This is a genomic window from Nissabacter sp. SGAir0207 (genome assembly GCF_005491205.1).
Classification (GTDB): Bacteria; Pseudomonadota; Gammaproteobacteria; order Enterobacterales; family Enterobacteriaceae; genus Chimaeribacter.
In genome coordinates this window covers 1-17235 of sequence record NZ_CP028035.1, presented here as the reverse complement: position 1 = coordinate 17235, position 17235 = coordinate 1, and the positions used below count along the sequence as shown (strand labels likewise).

At 60.4% G+C, this 17235-nt stretch carries 15 protein-coding genes; 7 read left to right on the top strand and 8 right to left on the bottom strand.

Annotated features, from left to right (window positions below; genetic code table 11):
• The first annotated feature begins 75 nt into the window (after positions 1-75).
• The 4 genes from C1N62_RS00075 (at position 76) to C1N62_RS00060 (ending at position 5998) form a co-directional block, all read left to right on the top strand.
• Positions 76-1344 carry an MFS transporter gene (locus C1N62_RS00075; RefSeq protein WP_137761723.1) on the top strand — a complete coding sequence of 423 codons (1269 nt, stop codon included), beginning with the start codon at positions 76-78 and terminating at the stop codon, positions 1342-1344.
• A gap of 115 nt (positions 1345-1459) precedes the next feature.
• On the top strand, positions 1460-2437 hold the full coding sequence (gene ghrB, locus C1N62_RS00070) for a glyoxylate/hydroxypyruvate reductase GhrB (protein WP_137761722.1): 978 nt from the start codon (positions 1460-1462) through the stop codon (positions 2435-2437).
• A 136-nt stretch (positions 2438-2573) separates the two neighbouring features.
• Positions 2574-4643, top strand: coding sequence for an alpha-amylase (locus tag C1N62_RS00065; RefSeq protein ID WP_137761721.1), 2070 nt, complete (start codon positions 2574-2576; stop codon positions 4641-4643).
• A gap of 104 nt (positions 4644-4747) precedes the next feature.
• The gene (locus C1N62_RS00060) at positions 4748-5998 is read left to right on the top strand and encodes a valine--pyruvate transaminase (protein WP_137761720.1); all 1251 of its coding nucleotides are present in this window, start codon (positions 4748-4750) and stop codon (positions 5996-5998) included.
• Positions 5999-6055: 57 nt separating this feature from the next.
• Here the strand turns inward: C1N62_RS00060 and ibpB are convergent, their stop codons facing one another.
• Together ibpB and ibpA are read right to left on the bottom strand one after the other, a co-directional pair.
• The gene (gene ibpB, locus C1N62_RS00055; RefSeq protein ID WP_137761719.1) at positions 6056-6493 is read right to left on the bottom strand and encodes a small heat shock chaperone IbpB; all 438 of its coding nucleotides are present in this window, start codon (positions 6491-6493) and stop codon (positions 6056-6058) included.
• Positions 6494-6677: 184 nt separating this feature from the next.
• On the bottom strand, positions 6678-7088 hold the full coding sequence (gene ibpA / locus C1N62_RS00050) for a small heat shock chaperone IbpA (RefSeq protein WP_137761718.1): 411 nt from the start codon (positions 7086-7088) through the stop codon (positions 6678-6680).
• Between the two features lie 317 nt (positions 7089-7405).
• Between ibpA and C1N62_RS00045 the strand changes: the two genes are divergently transcribed.
• Entirely contained in the window at positions 7406-7747 is a 342-nt protein-coding gene (locus tag C1N62_RS00045) for a YceK/YidQ family lipoprotein (protein WP_137761717.1), read from the top strand.
• Positions 7748-7751: 4 nt separating this feature from the next.
• Here the strand turns inward: C1N62_RS00045 and C1N62_RS00040 are convergent, their stop codons facing one another.
• Positions 7752-9035 carry a DUF3748 domain-containing protein gene (locus tag C1N62_RS00040; protein ID WP_137761716.1) on the bottom strand — a complete coding sequence of 428 codons (1284 nt, stop codon included), beginning with the start codon at positions 9033-9035 and terminating at the stop codon, positions 7752-7754.
• A 311-nt stretch (positions 9036-9346) separates the two neighbouring features.
• On the opposite strand from C1N62_RS00040, the gene C1N62_RS23535 reads away from it, so the two are divergent.
• Positions 9347-9493 (top strand): Hok/Gef family protein, encoded by a 147-nt coding sequence (locus tag C1N62_RS23535; RefSeq protein WP_137761715.1) that lies wholly within the window; start codon positions 9347-9349, stop codon positions 9491-9493.
• Positions 9494-9886: 393 nt separating this feature from the next.
• The gene (locus C1N62_RS23530; RefSeq protein ID WP_137761714.1) at positions 9887-10033 is read left to right on the top strand and encodes a Hok/Gef family protein; all 147 of its coding nucleotides are present in this window, start codon (positions 9887-9889) and stop codon (positions 10031-10033) included.
• A 96-nt stretch (positions 10034-10129) separates the two neighbouring features.
• Here C1N62_RS23530 and yidA read toward each other — a convergent pair whose 3' ends face one another.
• The 5 genes from yidA to dnaA form a co-directional block, all read right to left on the bottom strand.
• Positions 10130-10945 (bottom strand): sugar-phosphatase, encoded by an 816-nt coding sequence (gene yidA, locus C1N62_RS00025; protein WP_137761713.1) that lies wholly within the window; start codon positions 10943-10945, stop codon positions 10130-10132.
• 170 nt (positions 10946-11115) lie between these two features.
• Complete coding sequence (gene gyrB, locus C1N62_RS00020) at positions 11116-13530, bottom strand: DNA topoisomerase (ATP-hydrolyzing) subunit B (protein ID WP_137761712.1); 2415 nt, start codon at positions 13528-13530, stop codon at positions 11116-11118.
• Positions 13531-13549: 19 nt separating this feature from the next.
• The gene (gene recF, locus C1N62_RS00015; RefSeq protein ID WP_137761711.1) at positions 13550-14638 is read right to left on the bottom strand and encodes a DNA replication/repair protein RecF; all 1089 of its coding nucleotides are present in this window, start codon (positions 14636-14638) and stop codon (positions 13550-13552) included.
• Positions 14639-14741: 103 nt separating this feature from the next.
• The gene (gene dnaN, locus C1N62_RS00010; protein ID WP_137761710.1) at positions 14742-15842 is read right to left on the bottom strand and encodes a DNA polymerase III subunit beta; all 1101 of its coding nucleotides are present in this window, start codon (positions 15840-15842) and stop codon (positions 14742-14744) included.
• Positions 15843-15846: 4 nt separating this feature from the next.
• Entirely contained in the window at positions 15847-17235 is a 1389-nt protein-coding gene (dnaA, locus tag C1N62_RS00005) for a chromosomal replication initiator protein DnaA (RefSeq protein WP_137761709.1), read from the bottom strand.

Here is a 17235-nt window from a genome sequence, read left to right as displayed (position 1 = left end):
AATCAATAATTGAGCATCCCGCCTCTACCCTACAACAAGGTGCAGGAACGCTCTGACCTGACTAAGGATTCGAACATGAACGAAGCCAAACTCGCCGCCAAACGCTGGTGGTACATCATGCCGATCGTGTTTATCACCTACAGCCTGGCCTATCTCGACCGGGCCAACTTCAGCTTTGCGTCGGCTGCTGGCATCAACGAGGATCTGGGCGTCACCAAGGGGATCTCCTCCCTGCTGGGCGCGCTGTTCTTCCTCGGCTACTTCTTCTTCCAGATTCCCGGCGCCATCTACGCCGAGCGCCGCAGCGTCAAGAAGCTGATCTTCTGGTCGCTGATTGTCTGGGGCGGCTGCGCCTCCCTGACCGGCGTGGTGAGCAACATCCCGATGCTGGCCGCCATCCGCTTTATCTTGGGCGTGGTGGAAGCGGCGGTGATGCCAGCGATGCTGATCTACATCAGCAACTGGTTTACCAAGTCTGAGCGCTCACGCGCCAACACCTTCCTGATCCTCGGCAACCCGGTCACCGTGCTGTGGATGTCGGTGGTCTCTGGCTACCTGATCCACGCCTTCGGCTGGCGCGAGATGTTTATCATCGAGGGCATCCCGGCGGTGATCTGGGCCTTCTGCTGGTGGGTGCTGGTGAAAGACAAACCGGCACAGGCCAAGTGGCTGAGCAATGAGGAAAAAGCGGCGCTCGAAGCGCAATTGCAGAAGGAGCAGGAGGGCATCAAGGCGGTGCGCAACTACGGTGAGGCCTTCCGCTCGCGCAACGTGATTCTGCTCTGCATCCAATATTTCGCCTGGAGCATCGGTGTCTATGGCTTCGTGCTGTGGCTGCCCTCCATCCTGCGCAGCGGCATGGAGATGGGCATGGTTGAGGCTGGCTGGCTCTCTGCCGGGCCATATCTGGCCGCCACCGTGGCGATGATCGTGGTCTCCTGGCTCTCGGACAAGATGCAGAACCGCAAGCTGTTTGTCTGGCCGCTGCTGCTGATAGGCGCGCTGGCGTTCCTCGGCTCCTATCTGGTCGGTGCCAACCACTTCTGGGTCTCCTATGGCCTGCTGGTGGTGGCGGGCGCGGCGATGTACGCCCCTTACGGGCCGTTCTTCGCCATCATCCCGGAGATGCTGCCGCGTAACGTGGCGGGCGGCGCGATGGCGCTGATCAACAGTATGGGCGCGCTCGGCTCCTTCTTCGGCTCCTGGTTCGTCGGCTACCTGAACGGCGCGACCGGCACCCCGGCTGCCTCCTACATGTTCATGGCGGTGGCGCTGCTGGTCTCTGTGCTGCTGACGCTGGTCGTCAAGCCGGCTGCCAGGCAATCGCGACCACAGGCAGCCTGATTAATCTTAATTTTCAGCCTCCGCACCGCATTGTGGCTCCTGCCCAATCGCCCCGTGCGGAGGCTGTGCTATTTTCACCTATCCCCTTGAACCCCCTATTTCACCGGAGTGTGCAATGAAGCCATCCATCGTACTGTACAAAAAAATGCCTGCCGATCTGCGCCAACGCCTTGACCAGCACTTCAACGTGCAGGAGTTCAACGGCCTGAATGAGACCACGCGCCCGCAAATCCTCGACGCCCTGCAACAGGCGGAGGGCCTGATCGGCTCCGGCGGCAAAGTGGACAAGGCGCTGCTCGACCACGCCCCGCGTCTGCGCGGTGTCTCGACGGTGTCGGTGGGCTTTGACAATTTCGACGTCGAAGAACTGACGCGCCGTGGCATCCCGCTGATGCACACCCCGACCGTGCTGACCGATACCGTCGCTGATACCATGATGGCGCTGATGCTCTCCACCGCCCGCCGCGTGGTGGAAGTGGCGGAGCGCGTCAAGGCAGGCGAGTGGACGCGCAGCATCGGCGCGGACTGGTTCGGCGTGGACGTGCACCACAAGACGATGGGCATCCTTGGCATGGGCCGCATCGGTTTGGCGCTGGCAAAGCGCGCCCACCTCGGCTTTGACATGCCGATCCTCTACACCGCGCGCCGCCAGCACGCCGAGGCGGAGAACAGCTTCAACGCCCGCCGTTGCGATCTCGATACCCTGCTGGCGGAGTGTGATTTCCTCTGCATCAGCCTGCCGCACACCGATGAGACCTTCCACATGATTGGCCGCGAGCAGCTGGCGAAGATGAAGTCCAGCGCCATCCTGATCAACGCGGGCCGTGGGCCGGTGGTGGATGAGGAGGCGTTGATTGAGGCGCTGCAACAGGGCGTGATCCACGCCGCCGGGCTGGATGTGTTTGAGCAGGAGCCACTGCCGGAGACCTCGCCGCTGCTGAAAATGCCAAACGTGGTGGCGCTGCCGCACATCGGCTCCGCCACCCACGAGACGCGCTACGGCATGGAAGCCTGCGCCGTGGACAACCTGATCGCCGCGCTGACCGGCGAGGTGAAAGAGTTCTGCGTCAACCCGGACGTGCTGAAGAAGTAATCCCTGCGGGCGCGGTTCGCCGCGCCCCTTCCCCCTCTCCTCCGCCCCGCTCCTCCGCCCCGCTTGTTGGCCGGGGAGGAGGCATTTTTTCGCCCAGCGCGCACACTGTCAGGGTACTCCATCACCAAGGATTGCCATGAACGCCACGCCCTTTGCCCTTGCCGCCGCCCTGTTGCCGCTGGCCGCCACCGCGAACTGGAGCCTGCCCGGTTTCCCGCCCTTTGAGGAGCAACCCGCCGGGCTGTTCACCAGCCAGACGACGCTGGCGAAGGGCCAGCGCCCGTTGCAGCTTGCGCAGGATGGTCAGTGCTGGCAACCAATCGGGGCGGTGAAGCTGAACCAGACGCTCTCCTTGCAGCCCTGCGGCACCCAGCCCGCCGCTGGCTGGCGGCTGTTCCGCGAGGGCCGGTATCAGGTGCAGATCGATACCCGCAGCGGCACCCCGACACTGCGCCTGACGCTGGAGACGCCGCCAGCCGCCGCGGTGCAGCCGGTCGCCACCTGCCCGCGCGACAGCGGCCAGCCGATCTCGGTGGCGGTGCAGGGGCTGTTCCGTGAGGGCGAGCAGGTGCGCGACGCCTACTCCGGCCAGACCGCCACCGTCACCCAAGGCCGCGTTACCCTGCGCCCGGCTGCCAACAGCGGCGGGCTGCTGTTGCTGGAACCGGCGCAACCGGCCGCGGCGCAGCCCTTCAACTGGCATAACGCCACCCTCTACTTCGTGCTGACCGATCGCTATGTGAATGGCAACCCGGATAACGATCACAGCTACGGCCGCCGCTCGGATAACCAGCAGGAGATCGGCACCTTCCACGGCGGCGATCTGGCCGGGTTGACGCAAAAGCTGGACTACCTGCAACAGCTTGGCGTCAACGCCCTGTGGATCAGCTCGCCGTTGGAGCAGATCCACGGCTGGGTCGGTGGCGGCACCAAGGGCGACTTCCCGCACTACGCCTACCACGGCTACTACACCCTCGACTGGACGCGGCTCGACGCCAATATGGGCGATGGCGAGGATCTGCGCCGATTGGTGACGGAGGCGCACCGGCGCGGCATCCGCATCCTGTTTGATGTGGTGGTGAACCACACCGGCTACGCCACGCTGGCGGACATGCAGCAGTTCCAGTTCGGCGCGCTCTACCTGAAGGGCGAGGAGATCGAGAAGACCCTCGGCAAACAGTGGGGCGACTGGCAGCCGGGGCCGGGGCAGAACTGGCACAGTTTCAACGACTACATCAACTTCAGCGACCGCGCCGCCTGGGACAACTGGTGGGGCAAGGGGTGGATCCGCACGGACATCGGCGACTATGACAGCCCCGGCTTCGATGACCAGACTATGTCGCTGGCGTTCCTGCCAGATGTGAAAACCGAGTCCGGCACGCCGGTTGGGTTGCCGGTGTTCTATCGCCACAAGCCCGACACCGCCGCCCGCGCCCTGCCCGACGCGACGCCGCGTGACTATCTGACCTACTGGCTGAGCGACTGGGTGCGGCAATACGGCATCGACGGCTTCCGCGTGGATACCGCCAAGCATGTCGATAAGGCAACGCTGGCCCAGCTCAAGCAGCAGGCCAGCGCGGCGCTGGCGGCGTGGAAGGCGGCGCACCCCGGCGAGTCGCCGGATGATGGCCCCTTCTGGATGACCGGCGAGGCGTGGGGGCATGGCGTGCTGAAGAGCGACTACTACCAGCATGGCTTCGATGCGATGATCAATTTTGATTTTCAGGATCAGGCGGCGCAGGCGCTCGGCTGTTTCGCGCAGATCGCCCCGGTTTACCAGCAGATGGCCGACAAGTTGCAGGATTTCAACGTGTTGAGTTACCTCTCCTCCCACGATACCCGGCTGTTTTTCCAGACGGACGCTGGCCGCGACCTGCATAAGCAGCAACGCGCCGCCGACCTGCTGCTGCTCGCCCCCGGCGCGGTGCAGATCTACTACGGCGATGAGAGCGGCCGCCCCTTCGGCCCGACCGGCTCAGACCCGCTGCAGGGCACGCGATCGTCGATGAACTGGCAGGATTTGGCCGAGCCAGCACACGCGGCGCTGCTGGCGCACTGGCAGACGCTGGCCCAGTTCCGCGCCCGCCACCCGGCGGTGGGAGCCGGTCGCCAGCAAACGTTTACCCAGCCGGAGTATGTGGCGTTCAGCCGCCAATGGCAGTCAGATCGGGTGATGGTGGTGTGGGCCGGCAACCCGGTTGAGTAAAATTTTTCATCAAGCGGGCGGTGCAGGTGGTGGATGGATTGCGCCCGCCTGCCAGTAGCGTTAAGGTGAATGACCACACACCGATAACAACTGATTAGCATTGTATGAAGTTTTCACGTTTTGGCGAAAAATTTACCCGTTTCTCCGGCATCACCCGCCTGATGGGCGACATGAACGAGGGTCTGCGTACACCCGGCGCCGTGATGTTGGGCGGCGGGAACCCGGCGCAGATCCCGGAGATGCAAGCCTATTTCCAGCAGTTGTTTGAGGAGATGCTGGCACAAGGCAAACTGAGCGAATCCCTGTGCAACTATGATGGCCCACAGGGCAAAGACGCGCTGCTGCGGGCGCTGGCGACCATGCTGCGCGATGAGCAGGGCTGGGACATCTCGCCGAAAAACATCGCCCTGACCAACGGCAGCCAGAGCGCCTTCTTCTACCTGTTCAACCTGTTCGCTGGCAAGCGCGCCGACGGCTCCATGAGCCGCGTGCTGTTCCCGCTCGCGCCGGAGTATCTGGGCTACGCTGACGCCGGGCTGGACGAGGATCTGTTTGTCTCCACCAAGCCCGCGATTGAGTCGCTGCCGGGTGGCCTGTTCAAATACCACGTCGATTTTGACCAGCTAAAGATCACCGACGACATTGGCGTGATTTGCGTGTCGCGGCCCACCAACCCAACCGGCAACGTGCTGACCGATGATGAGCTGGAGCGCCTCGACGCGCTGGCGCAGGCGCATGACGTGCCGCTGCTGATCGACAACGCCTATGGCGTGCCGTTCCCCGGCATCATCTTCAGCGAGGCGAAGCCGCTGTGGAACGCCAACACCATCCTCTGCATGAGCCTGTCGAAACTCGGCCTGCCGGGCGCGCGCTGCGGCATCGTGGTGGCAGATGAGAAGGTGATCACCGCCATCAGCAACATGAACGGTATCATCAGTTTGGCGCCCGGCGGCATCGGCCCAGCCATCGCCACCGAGATGATCGCGCGCGGCGACCTGCTGCGCCTCTCGGAGACGGTGATCCGCCCGTTCTACTACCAGCGCGTGCACCACACCATTGAGATCCTGCGCCGCTACCTGCCAGAGGAGCGTTGCCTGATCCATAAGCCAGAAGGGGCGATTTTCCTCTGGCTGTGGTTCAAGGATCTGCCGATCACCACCGAAACCCTCTATCAGCGCCTGAAGCAGCGCGGCGTGCTGATGGTGCCGGGCAACTACTTCTTTACCGGCCTTAACGAAGAGTGGCCGCACGCCCACCAGTGTATGCGCATGAACTATGTGCCTGACCCTGAGGTGATTGAGCGCGGCGTCGCCATCCTGGCGGAAGAGGTGGAGCGCGCTTGGGCAGAAGCCTGATCGCTCGCCATAAAAAAAGGGGGAACCAACTGGTTCCCCCTTTTTTATCTCACCCGATTAGGCCTGATTTTCCAGTGCCGGGCGGCTCTGCTGGTTGCCGATGGCGATGCGCTGCGGCTGCAATTCAGCTGGCACTTCGCGCACCAGATCGATGTGCAGCAACCCATTGGTGAAGGCCGCCTGCGTGACCTGCAAGTGCTCGGCCAGCGTGAAGCTGAGGCTGAACTCCTTGAACACCAGCCCTTGGTGCAAGTACTGCACCTCTTTCTCGGTCGGCGCGGGTTTGCCGCGCACGGTCAGGCGTGGCCCTTCGACCTCGATATCCAGGTCATCCTGTTGGTAACCGGCGAGTGCCAGCGTAATGCGGTAGTGGTTGTCATCGCTCTTTTCGATGTTATAGGGCGGGAAGCCTTGGGCATCCCCGGCCATTGAGCTGGCCAATTTGTCGAAACCAATCCACTGACGCAGTAATGGGGAGAGATCGTAGTTACGCATAAGTAAACTCCTTCTATGAAGCGAGATTATTTTCCCAGTGCGTGGCACCGGGCAGCCTCCTGACGGCAGGCTATGGGAATAATTAAGGCAATGCGGCGATCGGCGGGATGAAATTATTTATTTAAAAAATAATTCAATTAACTGCAATCACCGCATGATATAAATCTGTGAACCCGTTTACACTTTATTTAATTTCAATGCGCCGGGGTTTCAGGGTTTCAGGTACAATGCGTTCCAGATCGATGAACAGCAGGCCGTTTTTTAGCTGTGCGCCTTTTACCTGAATATGTTCAGCGAGTTGGAATTTGCGTTCAAAATTACGCTCGGCGATGCCCTGATATAAATAGGTGCGTTCTGCCGGCGGGTTGGCACGCGCGCCCTTCACCAGCAACAGGTTGTCGTGGGCGGTGATCTCCAGCTCTGCCTCAGCAAAGCCTGCCACGGCAATGGCAATGCGGTAGTGGTTTTCATCCACCAGCTCGACATTGTAGGGAGGGTAACCATTCCCCTGATTCTGGCCAGATTCGATCAGATTAAACAGGCGATCAAAACCAATCGCGGAACGGTAAAGTGGGGCAAGATCAAAATTGCGCATTCGTATTCTCCTGACATGCAGCGAGTGAATAACATAAGCCTTCCGGTTGGACAGGCCGTGGTCTGAATACCCTGTCGGCGTACTCTTTTCTGACCTAATAACAAAATGGTGACGGCCTTGTCCTTTTCAAGGCGTGTTTTAAAAATTTTTTTGCCGATTGTCGCCCGCGAAATTGAACCGGCGAAATTTGGCTGATGTCTTACACTCAAGTGATATGCCCGCCACCGTGTTGCGCAGCAACACAATAAAAAGAGCGGGGCGATGCGATAAGTCTGACACTCTCAGACATCAGCGATTCAGCGTGGGATGGATGGATTATGATAAAAGCGACACTGCTTCCGCTCGCCGCGGGTTGCGCCTTGATGGCCACCAGCGGTTGCTCGAGCGTGATGAGCCACACGGGCGCCGATCAGGGGTACTACCCCGGCACGCGCGCCAACGTGGCGATGATGAAAAGTGACGACACCAGCTGGGCCATGACGCCGCTGCTGGCACTCGATCTCCCCTTCAGCGCGGTGATGGACACCCTGCTGCTCCCTTATGACTACTACCGTGCCGGCTCCGACAAGACCGCCGACTCCCCGCGCGCGCGCATCCACAAAAACGAACTGCACAGCCTGGCGGCTGGCGGCGGCACCCAAGTGGCGGTCAATCCCTGACGCGCTAGTGCGCCTCGGTAATAAAGAGCTGCGCCCGGCCAGCTACCTCGCGCATGAACGCCACATGGCGGCCATCCGGTGAGATCACCACCGCGTCGCTAAGCGGTGGCTGCTCGCTACGCTTGGTCAGGCGCGTCATCGCGCCGGTTTTAGCGTCACATAGCATCACGCTGTTATCACACACCAGTGCCAGCTTCTTGCCATCCGCCCGCCAGCTAAAGGCGGACTGGATCGGGTGCGCGCCATGCGTGATCTGGCGCGGCTCGCCACCGTTGGGTGAGATGCCCCACAGCTGCACCACACCCTGCCCATCCTTCATCAGAAATGCGATCTCACTGCCATCCGGCGCGGCACGCAGCCAGTGGCGCGGCGCAGTCGCGATGCCGGGGAAAGCCCGCCCGTGCGTGAAGGTGAGCCGACGCTGGGTGACGCCGCGCGGCGGCGCGGGTAACGCCTCTTCCGTGCCCTGCAATGGTTGCTCGCCAGCCAGCGCCAGATCGGCCTCATTCTCCGGCAGATCGACCATAAACAGCTCCGGCACCTTCTCGCCTGCGACAGAAAGGGTGTCGCCAATGAACGCCAACGCCCAGCGCTGCCGCGCGCCATCAGGTTTCAGGTAGCCCTGCGACCCGACCCATCCCTCTTCATAGGCCCGATTGATCTCATCGCTGCCAGGCTGTGGCTGTGCGGTGGTGCGGCTGACCAGCACGCAGAAGTGGCTGCCGTCATACTCGCGCGGGTGATGTTTGGCAGGCGTAACGGCGTGCAGCGGCACGGCAATGCCGACGTTGCGCAGATCCAACGCTGGGTCACGCTCATGCATCACGTGGTCGTTATAGGTAAAGCTGAGGCGGCTGCCATCCGGACTAAAGACATGCACATGGCTGCCGCCGCGCAGCGCGCCGGGCGTATAGGGTGCGGTGATGCTCATGGCATCCAGCGTGACGGCCGGGCCGCGATCCGGCTCGCTGACAATCACCCCGCGCCGGTGGTGGAAGTCGTAACGCCATTCGCTGTCCGGGTGCTCCGGGCCGTGGATAAAGACGTAGCGTGCGGGCGTATCCGGGCTGACGGTCACTACGCCCACGTGCGCGCCGTCGCGCGCGGTGTAGATCACCTCGGTTTCGCCGTCCGTTATCCTGACCCGCTCGATGGTCAGGCCGGTGAACTCACTGCCCTGCGGGCGCACGTCATAGGCCAGCCACTGGCTGTCGGGTGTCCAGACATTGATGTTGGTCAACTGGTGGCCGCGATCATCAAACGTCAGTTGCTTTTCATTGCTCACGATAGGGTTCCTGTTTCGCCTGTTACGTCAGGGTAGCGCATCCAGCGCCCGGCGCAACAATGGACATTTGATATGGCTGGCACCCGCGCACAATCACGCCAATTATGGAATTAAAAGATTAAATATCAGCAACTTGAAGGGAAGTAAAAAAGGCGTATGCTACACGCGGGTGCTTGGAACTGTCTGTTCCAAGTAGACCGGAGCAGACAAAGAAAAGCCCCACTCAACGTTCGTCAAGTGAGGCTGGTCTAATACGTGAGAAACATTAGGTTAGCCTCTTACTCGCCGTAAGGCAAGAATCAGGAAAACCCAAAATGGCGCATAAAAGTGTGGTGATTTGTTTGATTGTTATCTGTATCACGTTGCTGGTATTTACCTGGATAACGCGCAGTTCGCTGTGCGAGATAAAGGTCAAGCAGGCCACCACGGAAGTTGCCGTCAAGATGGATTGTCAATCCTGAATGTAAGGGCAACCGGGCGGGCTTCGGCCCGCCCTCGTTGTCACGTATCGGTTCCAATGCACCCTATTAAAAAGCCCGCTTGCGCGGGCTTTTTTGTCTCCGGCACTCTCCCTTCAAACCGCCAGTTTACTATCAACCTATGAATATTTGATATGGCCGGAACCTACACATAATCACATCGATTATAGGATTAAAAGATTAAATATCAGCAAGTTGAAGGCGAGCAAAAAAGGCGTATGCTACGCGCGGGTGCTTGGAACTGTCTGTTCCAAGTAGACCGGAGCAGGCAAAGAAAAGCCCCACTTAACGTTAGTCAAGTGAGGCTGGCCTGATACATGAGAAACATTAGGTTAGCCTCTTACTCGCCGCAAGGCAATAATCAGGAAAACCGAAATGGCGCATAAAAGTGTGGTGATTTGTCTGGTCGTTATCTGTATCACATTGTTGGTATTTACCTGGATAACGCGCAGCTCGCTGTGCGAGATAAAGGTCAAGCAGGCCACCACAGAAGTTGCCGTCAAGATGGATTGTCAATCCTGAATGTAAGGGCAACCGGGCGGGCTTCGGCCCGCCCTCGTTGTCACGTATCGGTTCCAATGCACCCTATTAAAAAGCCCGCTTGCGCGGGCTTTTTTGTCAGGCATTCAGCACAAATTTGTTGATGGCGTGGGCCACGCCATCTTCAGTATTGTTCTTGGTAATATATTGCGCCGCCTCTTTCACCTTATCAATCGCATTGCCCATCGCTACGCCCAGGCCGGCGTACTCCAGCATGGCAATGTCATTCTCCTGGTCACCCAGCGTCATGATGTTTTCACGCGGGATGTTGAGTTGCTGCGCCAGCGCCTTCACTCCTTCACCCTTGTTCACGCGCTTGTTCAGAATTTCGAGGTAGTACTCGGCACTCTTCATGATGGTATAGCGCGCCTTGATCTCATCCGGGATGCGGCGGATGGCCTCATCCAGCGTCTCCGGCTCGTCAATCATCATCACTTTCGGGAAGGTATGCGTGTTGTCCATCTCCTCAACCGGGCGGTACTTGAGCGGCATCCCGGTCAGGTTGGCCTCATGCACCGTGTAGCGGCTGATGTCGCGGTTGGCGGTATAGAGCGTGGAGTGGGTCAGCGCGTGGAAGTGCACACCCAGTTCGCGCGACAGCTTTTCGAACAGCAGGTAATCATCAAAGGAGAGCGTCACCTCTGACACACACTCACCATTAATCGCGCGTTGCACCAGCGCGCCATTATTGGTGATGCAGTACTCGCCCTCGTGCTGGAGATCCAGCTGCATCAGGTAGCGCTCCACGCCGATGTAGGGGCGGCCGGTGGCCAGTACGATATGCACGCCCTGTTTCCGGGCAGCGGCTATTGCCTGCTTCACTGCCGGGGTGACCTCATGCTGCGGGTTGAGCAGCGTGCCATCCATATCGATCGCGATTAATTCAATAGCCATAGCTTCCTCTGTGTTCAGGTGTGAGTCATGCCATGCTAGCGTGATTCAGCGCACATTAATAGAACAGCCCTGCTGGGCGCGGTCTGAAAAAAAAGCCCGGCCACCGTTGCCGGGGCCGGGCTGATATTTCAGGCCGGTCGTGCCACCCGTTGGGGGTGGCAGGCGGATCATCAGATGTCGATGTTCGCGGCTTTCAGGGCGTTCTCTTCGATAAAGGCGCGGCGCGGCTCCACTGCATCACCCATCAGGGTGGTGAACAGTTGGTCAGCGGCGATTGCGTCTTTTACCGTCACGCGCAGCATACGGCGGCTTTCTGGATCCATGGTGGTTTCCCACAGCTGCTCCGGGTTCATCTCGCCCAGCCCTTTATAGCGCTGGATCGCCAGACCACGGCGCGACTCTTTCACCAGCCACTCCAGTGCCTGCTCGAAGCTGGCGACTGGCTGGCGGCGCTCGCCACGCTCGATGAAAGCATCGGTCTCGATCAGCCCGCGCAGCTTCTCACCCAGGGTGCAGAGTTTGCGGTACTCGCCGCCGTGAACGAAGTCGAAGTCCAGCTCGTAGTCGGTATCCACACCGTGGGTGCGGATGCGCAACACCGGCTCGAACATCTGGCGCTCGCGGTTTTCACGTACCACAGCGTTGTAGGTGCTGCCGTGCTGCTCTTTCTCGTTCAACGCGTTGACCAGCTGCTCCATCCAGCTCTGGACTTTCGCCCGGTCGCTGAGGTCGCCTTCCGCCAGCGTCGGCTGGTAGATCAGGTTGTTCAGCAGCGCGCGCGGGAAGCGGCGCTCCATGCGGTTGATCAGCTTCTGGACGCCGTAGTACTCGGCCACCAGCTTCTCCAGCGCCTCGCCGGAGAGCGCCGGGGCATCAGCGTTGCTGTGCAGGGTTGCACCATCCAGAGCAATGGCGATCTGGTACTGGTCCATCGCGTCATCATCTTTGATGTACTGCTCCTGCTTGCCTTTCTTCACCTTGTAGAGCGGCGGCTGGGCGATGAAGACGTGCCCGCGCTCAATGATCTCCGGCATCTGACGGTAGAAGAAGGTCAGCAGCAGGGTGCGGATGTGCGAACCATCGACGTCGGCATCGGTCATGATGATGATGCTGTGGTAGCGCAGCTTGTCCGGGTTGTACTCGTCACGGCCGATGCCGCAGCCCAGCGCGGTGATCAGCGTCGCCACTTCCTGCGAGGAGAGCATCTTGTCAAAGCGCGCCTTCTCCACGTTCAGGATTTTACCCTTCAGCGGCAGGATCGCCTGATTCTTACGGTTACGGCCCTGCTTGGCGGAGCCGCCCGCGGAGTCACCCTCTACCAGGTAGAGTTCAGAGTGCGCCGGGTCGCGCTCCTGGCAGTCCGCCAGTTTGCCCGGCAGGCCAGCCAGATCCAGCGCGCCCTTGCGGCGGGTCATCTCACGCGCCTTGCGCGCCGCTTCACGGGCACGGGCGGCATCAATGATTTTGCCGACCACGATCTTGGCGTCGTTCGGGTTCTCCATCAGGTAATCCACCAGACGCTCGTTCATCAGCGACTCGACCACCGATTTCACCTCGGAGGAGACCAGCTTGTCCTTGGTCTGGGAGGAGAACTTCGGATCCGGCACCTTCACGGAGACCACGGCGATCAGCCCTTCACGCGCATCGTCGCCGGTAGCGCTGATCTTGGACTTCTTGCTGAAGCCCTCTTTGTCCATGTAGCTGTTCAGGGTACGGGTCATCGCGGCGCGGAAACCGGCCAGGTGCGTACCGCCGTCACGCTGCGGGATGTTGTTGGTGAAGCAGTAGATGTTCTCCTGGAAGCCATCATTCCACTGCAACGCCACTTCCACGCCGATCTCATCCTTCATGGTGGAGAAGTAGAAGACGTTCGGGTGGATTGGGTTCTTGTTCTTGTTGAGGTACTCAACGAACGCCTTGATCCCGCCCTCGTAGTGGAAGTGATCCTCTTTGTCGGTGCGCTTGTCGCTCAGGCGGATGGAGACGCCGGAGTTCAGGAACGACAGCTCACGCAGGCGTTTCGCCAGAATGTCATACTGGAATTCGGTGTGGTTGGTGAAGGTAGCGAAGCTCGGCCAGAAGCGCACCAGGGTGCCGGTCTGGTCAGTCTCGCCAATCACGGACAGCGGTGCCTGCGGCACGCCCATCGCATAAGTCTGCGAGTGAACCTTGCCTTCACGGCGGATCACCAGCTCCAGTTTTTCGGACAGGGCGTTCACCACGGAGACACCCACGCCATGCAAGCCACCGGACACTTTATAGGAGTTGTCGTCAAACTTACCGCCGGCATGCAGCACGGTCATGATGACCTCTGCGGCGGAGACACCCTCCTCCTCGTGAATGCCGGTAGGAATGCCACGCCCATCGTCCTGCACGGACACGGAGTTATCGTCATGGATGGTGACGTGGATTTCGGAACAGTGGCCGGCGAGTGCTTCGTCGATAGCGTTGTCCACAACCTCGAATACCATGTGGTGCAGACCGGTGCCGTCATCGGTATCGCCGATATACATGCCCGGGCGCTTGCGCACCGCGTCCAGCCCTTTTAATACCTTGATACTTGAGGAGTCATAAGAATTCGACATCAACGTTTCTCACTCATTTTTAGTCCTGTGGTTGAACGGTTATTTTACCCTGTTCTACGCGGAACATCTTGCCCTTTTCACCCGCCATATCGGTGACTTGCTCAGCGCCGATGGCGCTGACAAAGACCTGGGCATGGGTGGCTTTCAGGCGCTGCGCCAGAAGGCGGCGACGGTCGGTGTCGAGCTCAGAGGCAAAATCGTCAATCAGATACAGGCAACGCCGCCCGTTCTGTCGGGTGAGGAACTCACCCTGCGCCAGCCGCAATGCGCACATCAGCAGCTTGAGCTGGCCGCGGGAGAGGAGATCCTCCACCGGGGTGCCCTCGGCGCGGATGCGGAAATCCGCCTTGTGCGGGCCGACGGCGGTATAGGTCAGCGCGCGGTCGCGCTCAAACTGGCGCTCCAGCAGTTCGCCATAGTCGCTCTCTTTGTCCCAGCCGCGCTGGAACGAGAAACTCAGCGCAAACTCCGGCAGGAACTGCGCGCAGGTGGCGGTAATGTCCGCCGCGATCGCCTGGCTGTAGGCGGCGCGCCACGCGCTGATGCGCTCCGCCAGCGGCACCAGTTCCTGATCCCAGGCGCGCAACTGCGCGTAGCGGCTGACCTGGCGCAACGCGGCGTTGCGTTGCTTGAGCAGCCGTTTCAGGTTGCTCCAGGCCTGGAAAAAACCGGGGTCGTTATGGAAACAGCCCCAGTCAAGGAAGGCGCGCCGGTACTTCGGCCCACCATTCAGCAGGGTAAACCCCTCCGGGGTGATCAGCTGCATCGGCAGCAGGTGCGCCAGTTCGGCCACCTTGTGGCCATCGCTGCCATCAATGCGCACCTTGCTGTCGCCCTGTCGGCTCTTCGCCAGCCCGACGGCCAGCTCACGCTCGCCACCGCTGTCGATGCGGCCATGCAGCACGAACTCCGGCTGGTCATGGCGAATGATGCGCCCAGCCTGTAGGCTGCGGAACGCACGCCCATGCCCCAGGGTATAGACCGCCTCCAGCACGCTGGTTTTGCCGCTGCCGTTCGCCCCAACCAAAAAATTGAAGCCGGGATCGAGCGCCAGGTCAGCCGTTTCGATATTACGGAAGTCTTTAATCAGGAGACGCGTTAAGGCCATGTCGTCGGGCAACCAGAGTGGTGGCAGGGGTCATGTGACCTGCGGGCCAGGCGAGCCTGGCCCCTGCCGGTTTCAGGAATAGATATGGGGGCAAAATGACCAATTACAAGCGCATTGGCATCACAACATAGGCCGCAGCCTGACTGGCCTCATCCTCGATCTGCACGCTGGAGACGGAATCAGTCAGCAGCAGGCGCACGTTCTCGCACTTCAGCGCGTTCAGCACATCCAGCACGTAACTGACGTTGAAGCCGATCTCCATCTCGGTGCCCTCATAGATGACATCCAGGATCTCTTCCGCCTCTTCCTGCTCCGGGTTATTGGCGGTGATCTTCAGCTGGTTATGGCTGACATAGAGCCGCACGCCGCGGAACTTCTCATTCGACAAGATGGCCGCACGGGCAAACGCCTGCTTGAGCAGGTCACAGCCAGCTTGCAGCGTCTTGTCCGGGTTCTTCGGCAATACGCGACGGTAGTCCGGGAAGCGGCCATCCACCAGCTTGGAGGTGAAGATGAAGTCGCCGACGTGGGCGCGAATGTTGTTGCTGCCGATTTGCAGTTGCAGCGGCGTGTCGCCGCCATCCAGCAGGCGCACCAGCTCCATCACCCCCTTGCGCGGCACAATTACCGAGTGGGAAGGGAGCGACTGGCCGACCGGCATCGCGCAGACCGCCAGGCGGTGGCCGTCAGTGGCGACGGTACGCAGCTCCTCACCCTCGGTTTCGAACAGCATCCCGTTGAGGTAGTAGCGCACATCCTGATGGGCCATGGAGAACTGCGTCGCCTCAATCAGGCGCTTCAGCGTGGCCTGTGGCAGGGTGAACTCGACGTCACTCTGCCAGTCATCCAGGTTCGGGAAGTCCGAGGCTGGCAGGGTGGAGAGCGAGAAACGGCTGCGGCCAGAGCGCACCAGCATCCGCTCACCTTCCAGCGTGACAGCGATCTCCGCGCCTTCCGGCAGGCCGCGGCAGATATCGAAAAACTTGCGCGCTGGCACCGTGGTGGCGCCCGGCTCATGGGTGCCGGAGAGCGCCACGCGGGCCACCATCTCCATCTCCAGATCGGTGCCGGTCAGCAGCAGCGCGCCATCCGCCACCTGCACCAGCAGGTTGCCGAGGATAGGCAGGGTTGGCCGGCCGCCCAACGGGCTACTGACCTGTTGCAGCGGTTTTAACAGATGCTCACGTTCAACAATAAATTTCATAGCGCTACGAGGATAATGTTCTGATTAAATTGGAAAAATCTTCTTTAATGTCGTGACTTTCTTCACGCAGCTGCTCAATCTTGCGGCAGGCATGTAACACTGTGGTGTGATCGCGGCCGCCAAAGGCATCGCCGATCTCCGGCAGGCTGTGGTTGGTCAGCTCCTTGGCCAGCGCCATCGCCATCTGGCGCGGGCGGGCTACCGAGCGCGAACGCCGCTTGGAGAGCAGATCCGCGACCTTAATTTTATAATATTCAGCCACGGTTTTCTGAATATTATCGATGGTGACCAGCTTCTCCTGCAACGCCAGCAGGTCACGCAGCGCCTCGCGCACGAAGTCGATGGTGATGGCACGCCCGGTGAAGTTGGCGTTAGCGATGACGCGGTTCAGCGCGCCCTCCAATTCACGGACGTTGGAGCGCAGGCGCTTGGCGATAAAGAACGCCACCTCGCCCGGCAGGCGGATGTCATTCTCATCCGCCTTTTTCATCAGGATCGCCACGCGCGTCTCCAGCTCCGGCGGCTCAATCGCCACCGTCAGCCCCCAGCCGAAGCGGGATTTCAGGCGGTCTTCCACGCCGTTGATCTCTTTCGGATAGCGGTCGGAGGTCAGGATAATCTGTTGGTTGCCCTCAAGCAGCGCATTGAAGGTGTGGAAAAACTCCTCCTGCGAGCGCTCCTTATTGGCGAAGAATTGGATGTCATCGATGAGCAGGGCATCCACCGAACGGTAGTAACGCTTGAACTCCTCAATGGCGTTGTTTTGCAGCGCCTTGACCATGTCCTGCACAAAACGCTCGGAGTGCATATAGACCACCTTGGCATTGGCCTTGCGCGCCATGATGCCATTGCCCACCGCATGCAGCAGGTGGGTCTTACCCAAGCCGGTGCCGCCATAAAGGAAGAGCGGGTTGTAAGCACCGCCAGGGTTGTCCGCCACCTGGCGTGCCGCCGCGCGCGCCAGCTGGTTCGACTTACCTTCCACGAAGTTGTCAAAGGTGTGCTTGGGATTAACGTTGGAGCGGTAGGAAAGCTCCGGCTGCACTGTGGCGCTGTCCCAGCTTGGGCGCGCTGGCGCGTTGCGCACCACCGGGGCCGCCGGGGCGCTGACGCTGGCTGACACCGCATCCGCCATCGCCGGTGTCGCGGGCTTGCTGCCCACCTCGAAGCGCAACAATGGCGCGTCAGAGCCGCAGAAGTCGTTCAGCAGTCCATTGATGTTGTTTAAGTACTTATCGCGGACCCAGTCCAGGACAAAACGGTTGGGGGCATACAGTGCCAGGGTGTTGTCACTCAGTTCCGCCTGTAGGGGGCGTATCCACATACTAAATTCTGTGGCAGGTAATTCATCCTGCAATCGGGCAAGACACTGCTGCCAAAGCGAAAGTGACAC

Coding starts and splice junctions, on each gene's coding strand:
- C1N62_RS00075 (WP_137761723.1), top strand. CDS start 76: ATGAACGAAGCCAAACTCGCCGCCAAACGCTGGTGGTACATCATGCCG.
- ghrB (WP_137761722.1), top strand. CDS start 1,460: ATGAAGCCATCCATCGTACTGTACAAAAAAATGCCTGCCGATCTGCGC.
- C1N62_RS00065 (WP_137761721.1), top strand. CDS start 2,574: ATGAACGCCACGCCCTTTGCCCTTGCCGCCGCCCTGTTGCCGCTGGCC.
- C1N62_RS00060 (WP_137761720.1), top strand. CDS start 4,748: ATGAAGTTTTCACGTTTTGGCGAAAAATTTACCCGTTTCTCCGGCATC.
- ibpB (WP_137761719.1), bottom strand. CDS start 6,493: ATGCGTAACTACGATCTCTCCCCATTACTGCGTCAGTGGATTGGTTTC.
- ibpA (WP_137761718.1), bottom strand. CDS start 7,088: ATGCGCAATTTTGATCTTGCCCCACTTTACCGTTCCGCGATTGGTTTT.
- C1N62_RS00045 (WP_137761717.1), top strand. CDS start 7,406: ATGATAAAAGCGACACTGCTTCCGCTCGCCGCGGGTTGCGCCTTGATG.
- C1N62_RS23535 (WP_137761715.1), top strand. CDS start 9,347: ATGGCGCATAAAAGTGTGGTGATTTGTTTGATTGTTATCTGTATCACG.
- C1N62_RS23530 (WP_137761714.1), top strand. CDS start 9,887: ATGGCGCATAAAAGTGTGGTGATTTGTCTGGTCGTTATCTGTATCACA.
- yidA (WP_137761713.1), bottom strand. CDS start 10,945: ATGGCTATTGAATTAATCGCGATCGATATGGATGGCACGCTGCTCAAC.
- gyrB (WP_137761712.1), bottom strand. CDS start 13,530: ATGTCGAATTCTTATGACTCCTCAAGTATCAAGGTATTAAAAGGGCTG.
- recF (WP_137761711.1), bottom strand. CDS start 14,638: ATGGCCTTAACGCGTCTCCTGATTAAAGACTTCCGTAATATCGAAACG.
- dnaN (WP_137761710.1), bottom strand. CDS start 15,842: ATGAAATTTATTGTTGAACGTGAGCATCTGTTAAAACCGCTGCAACAG.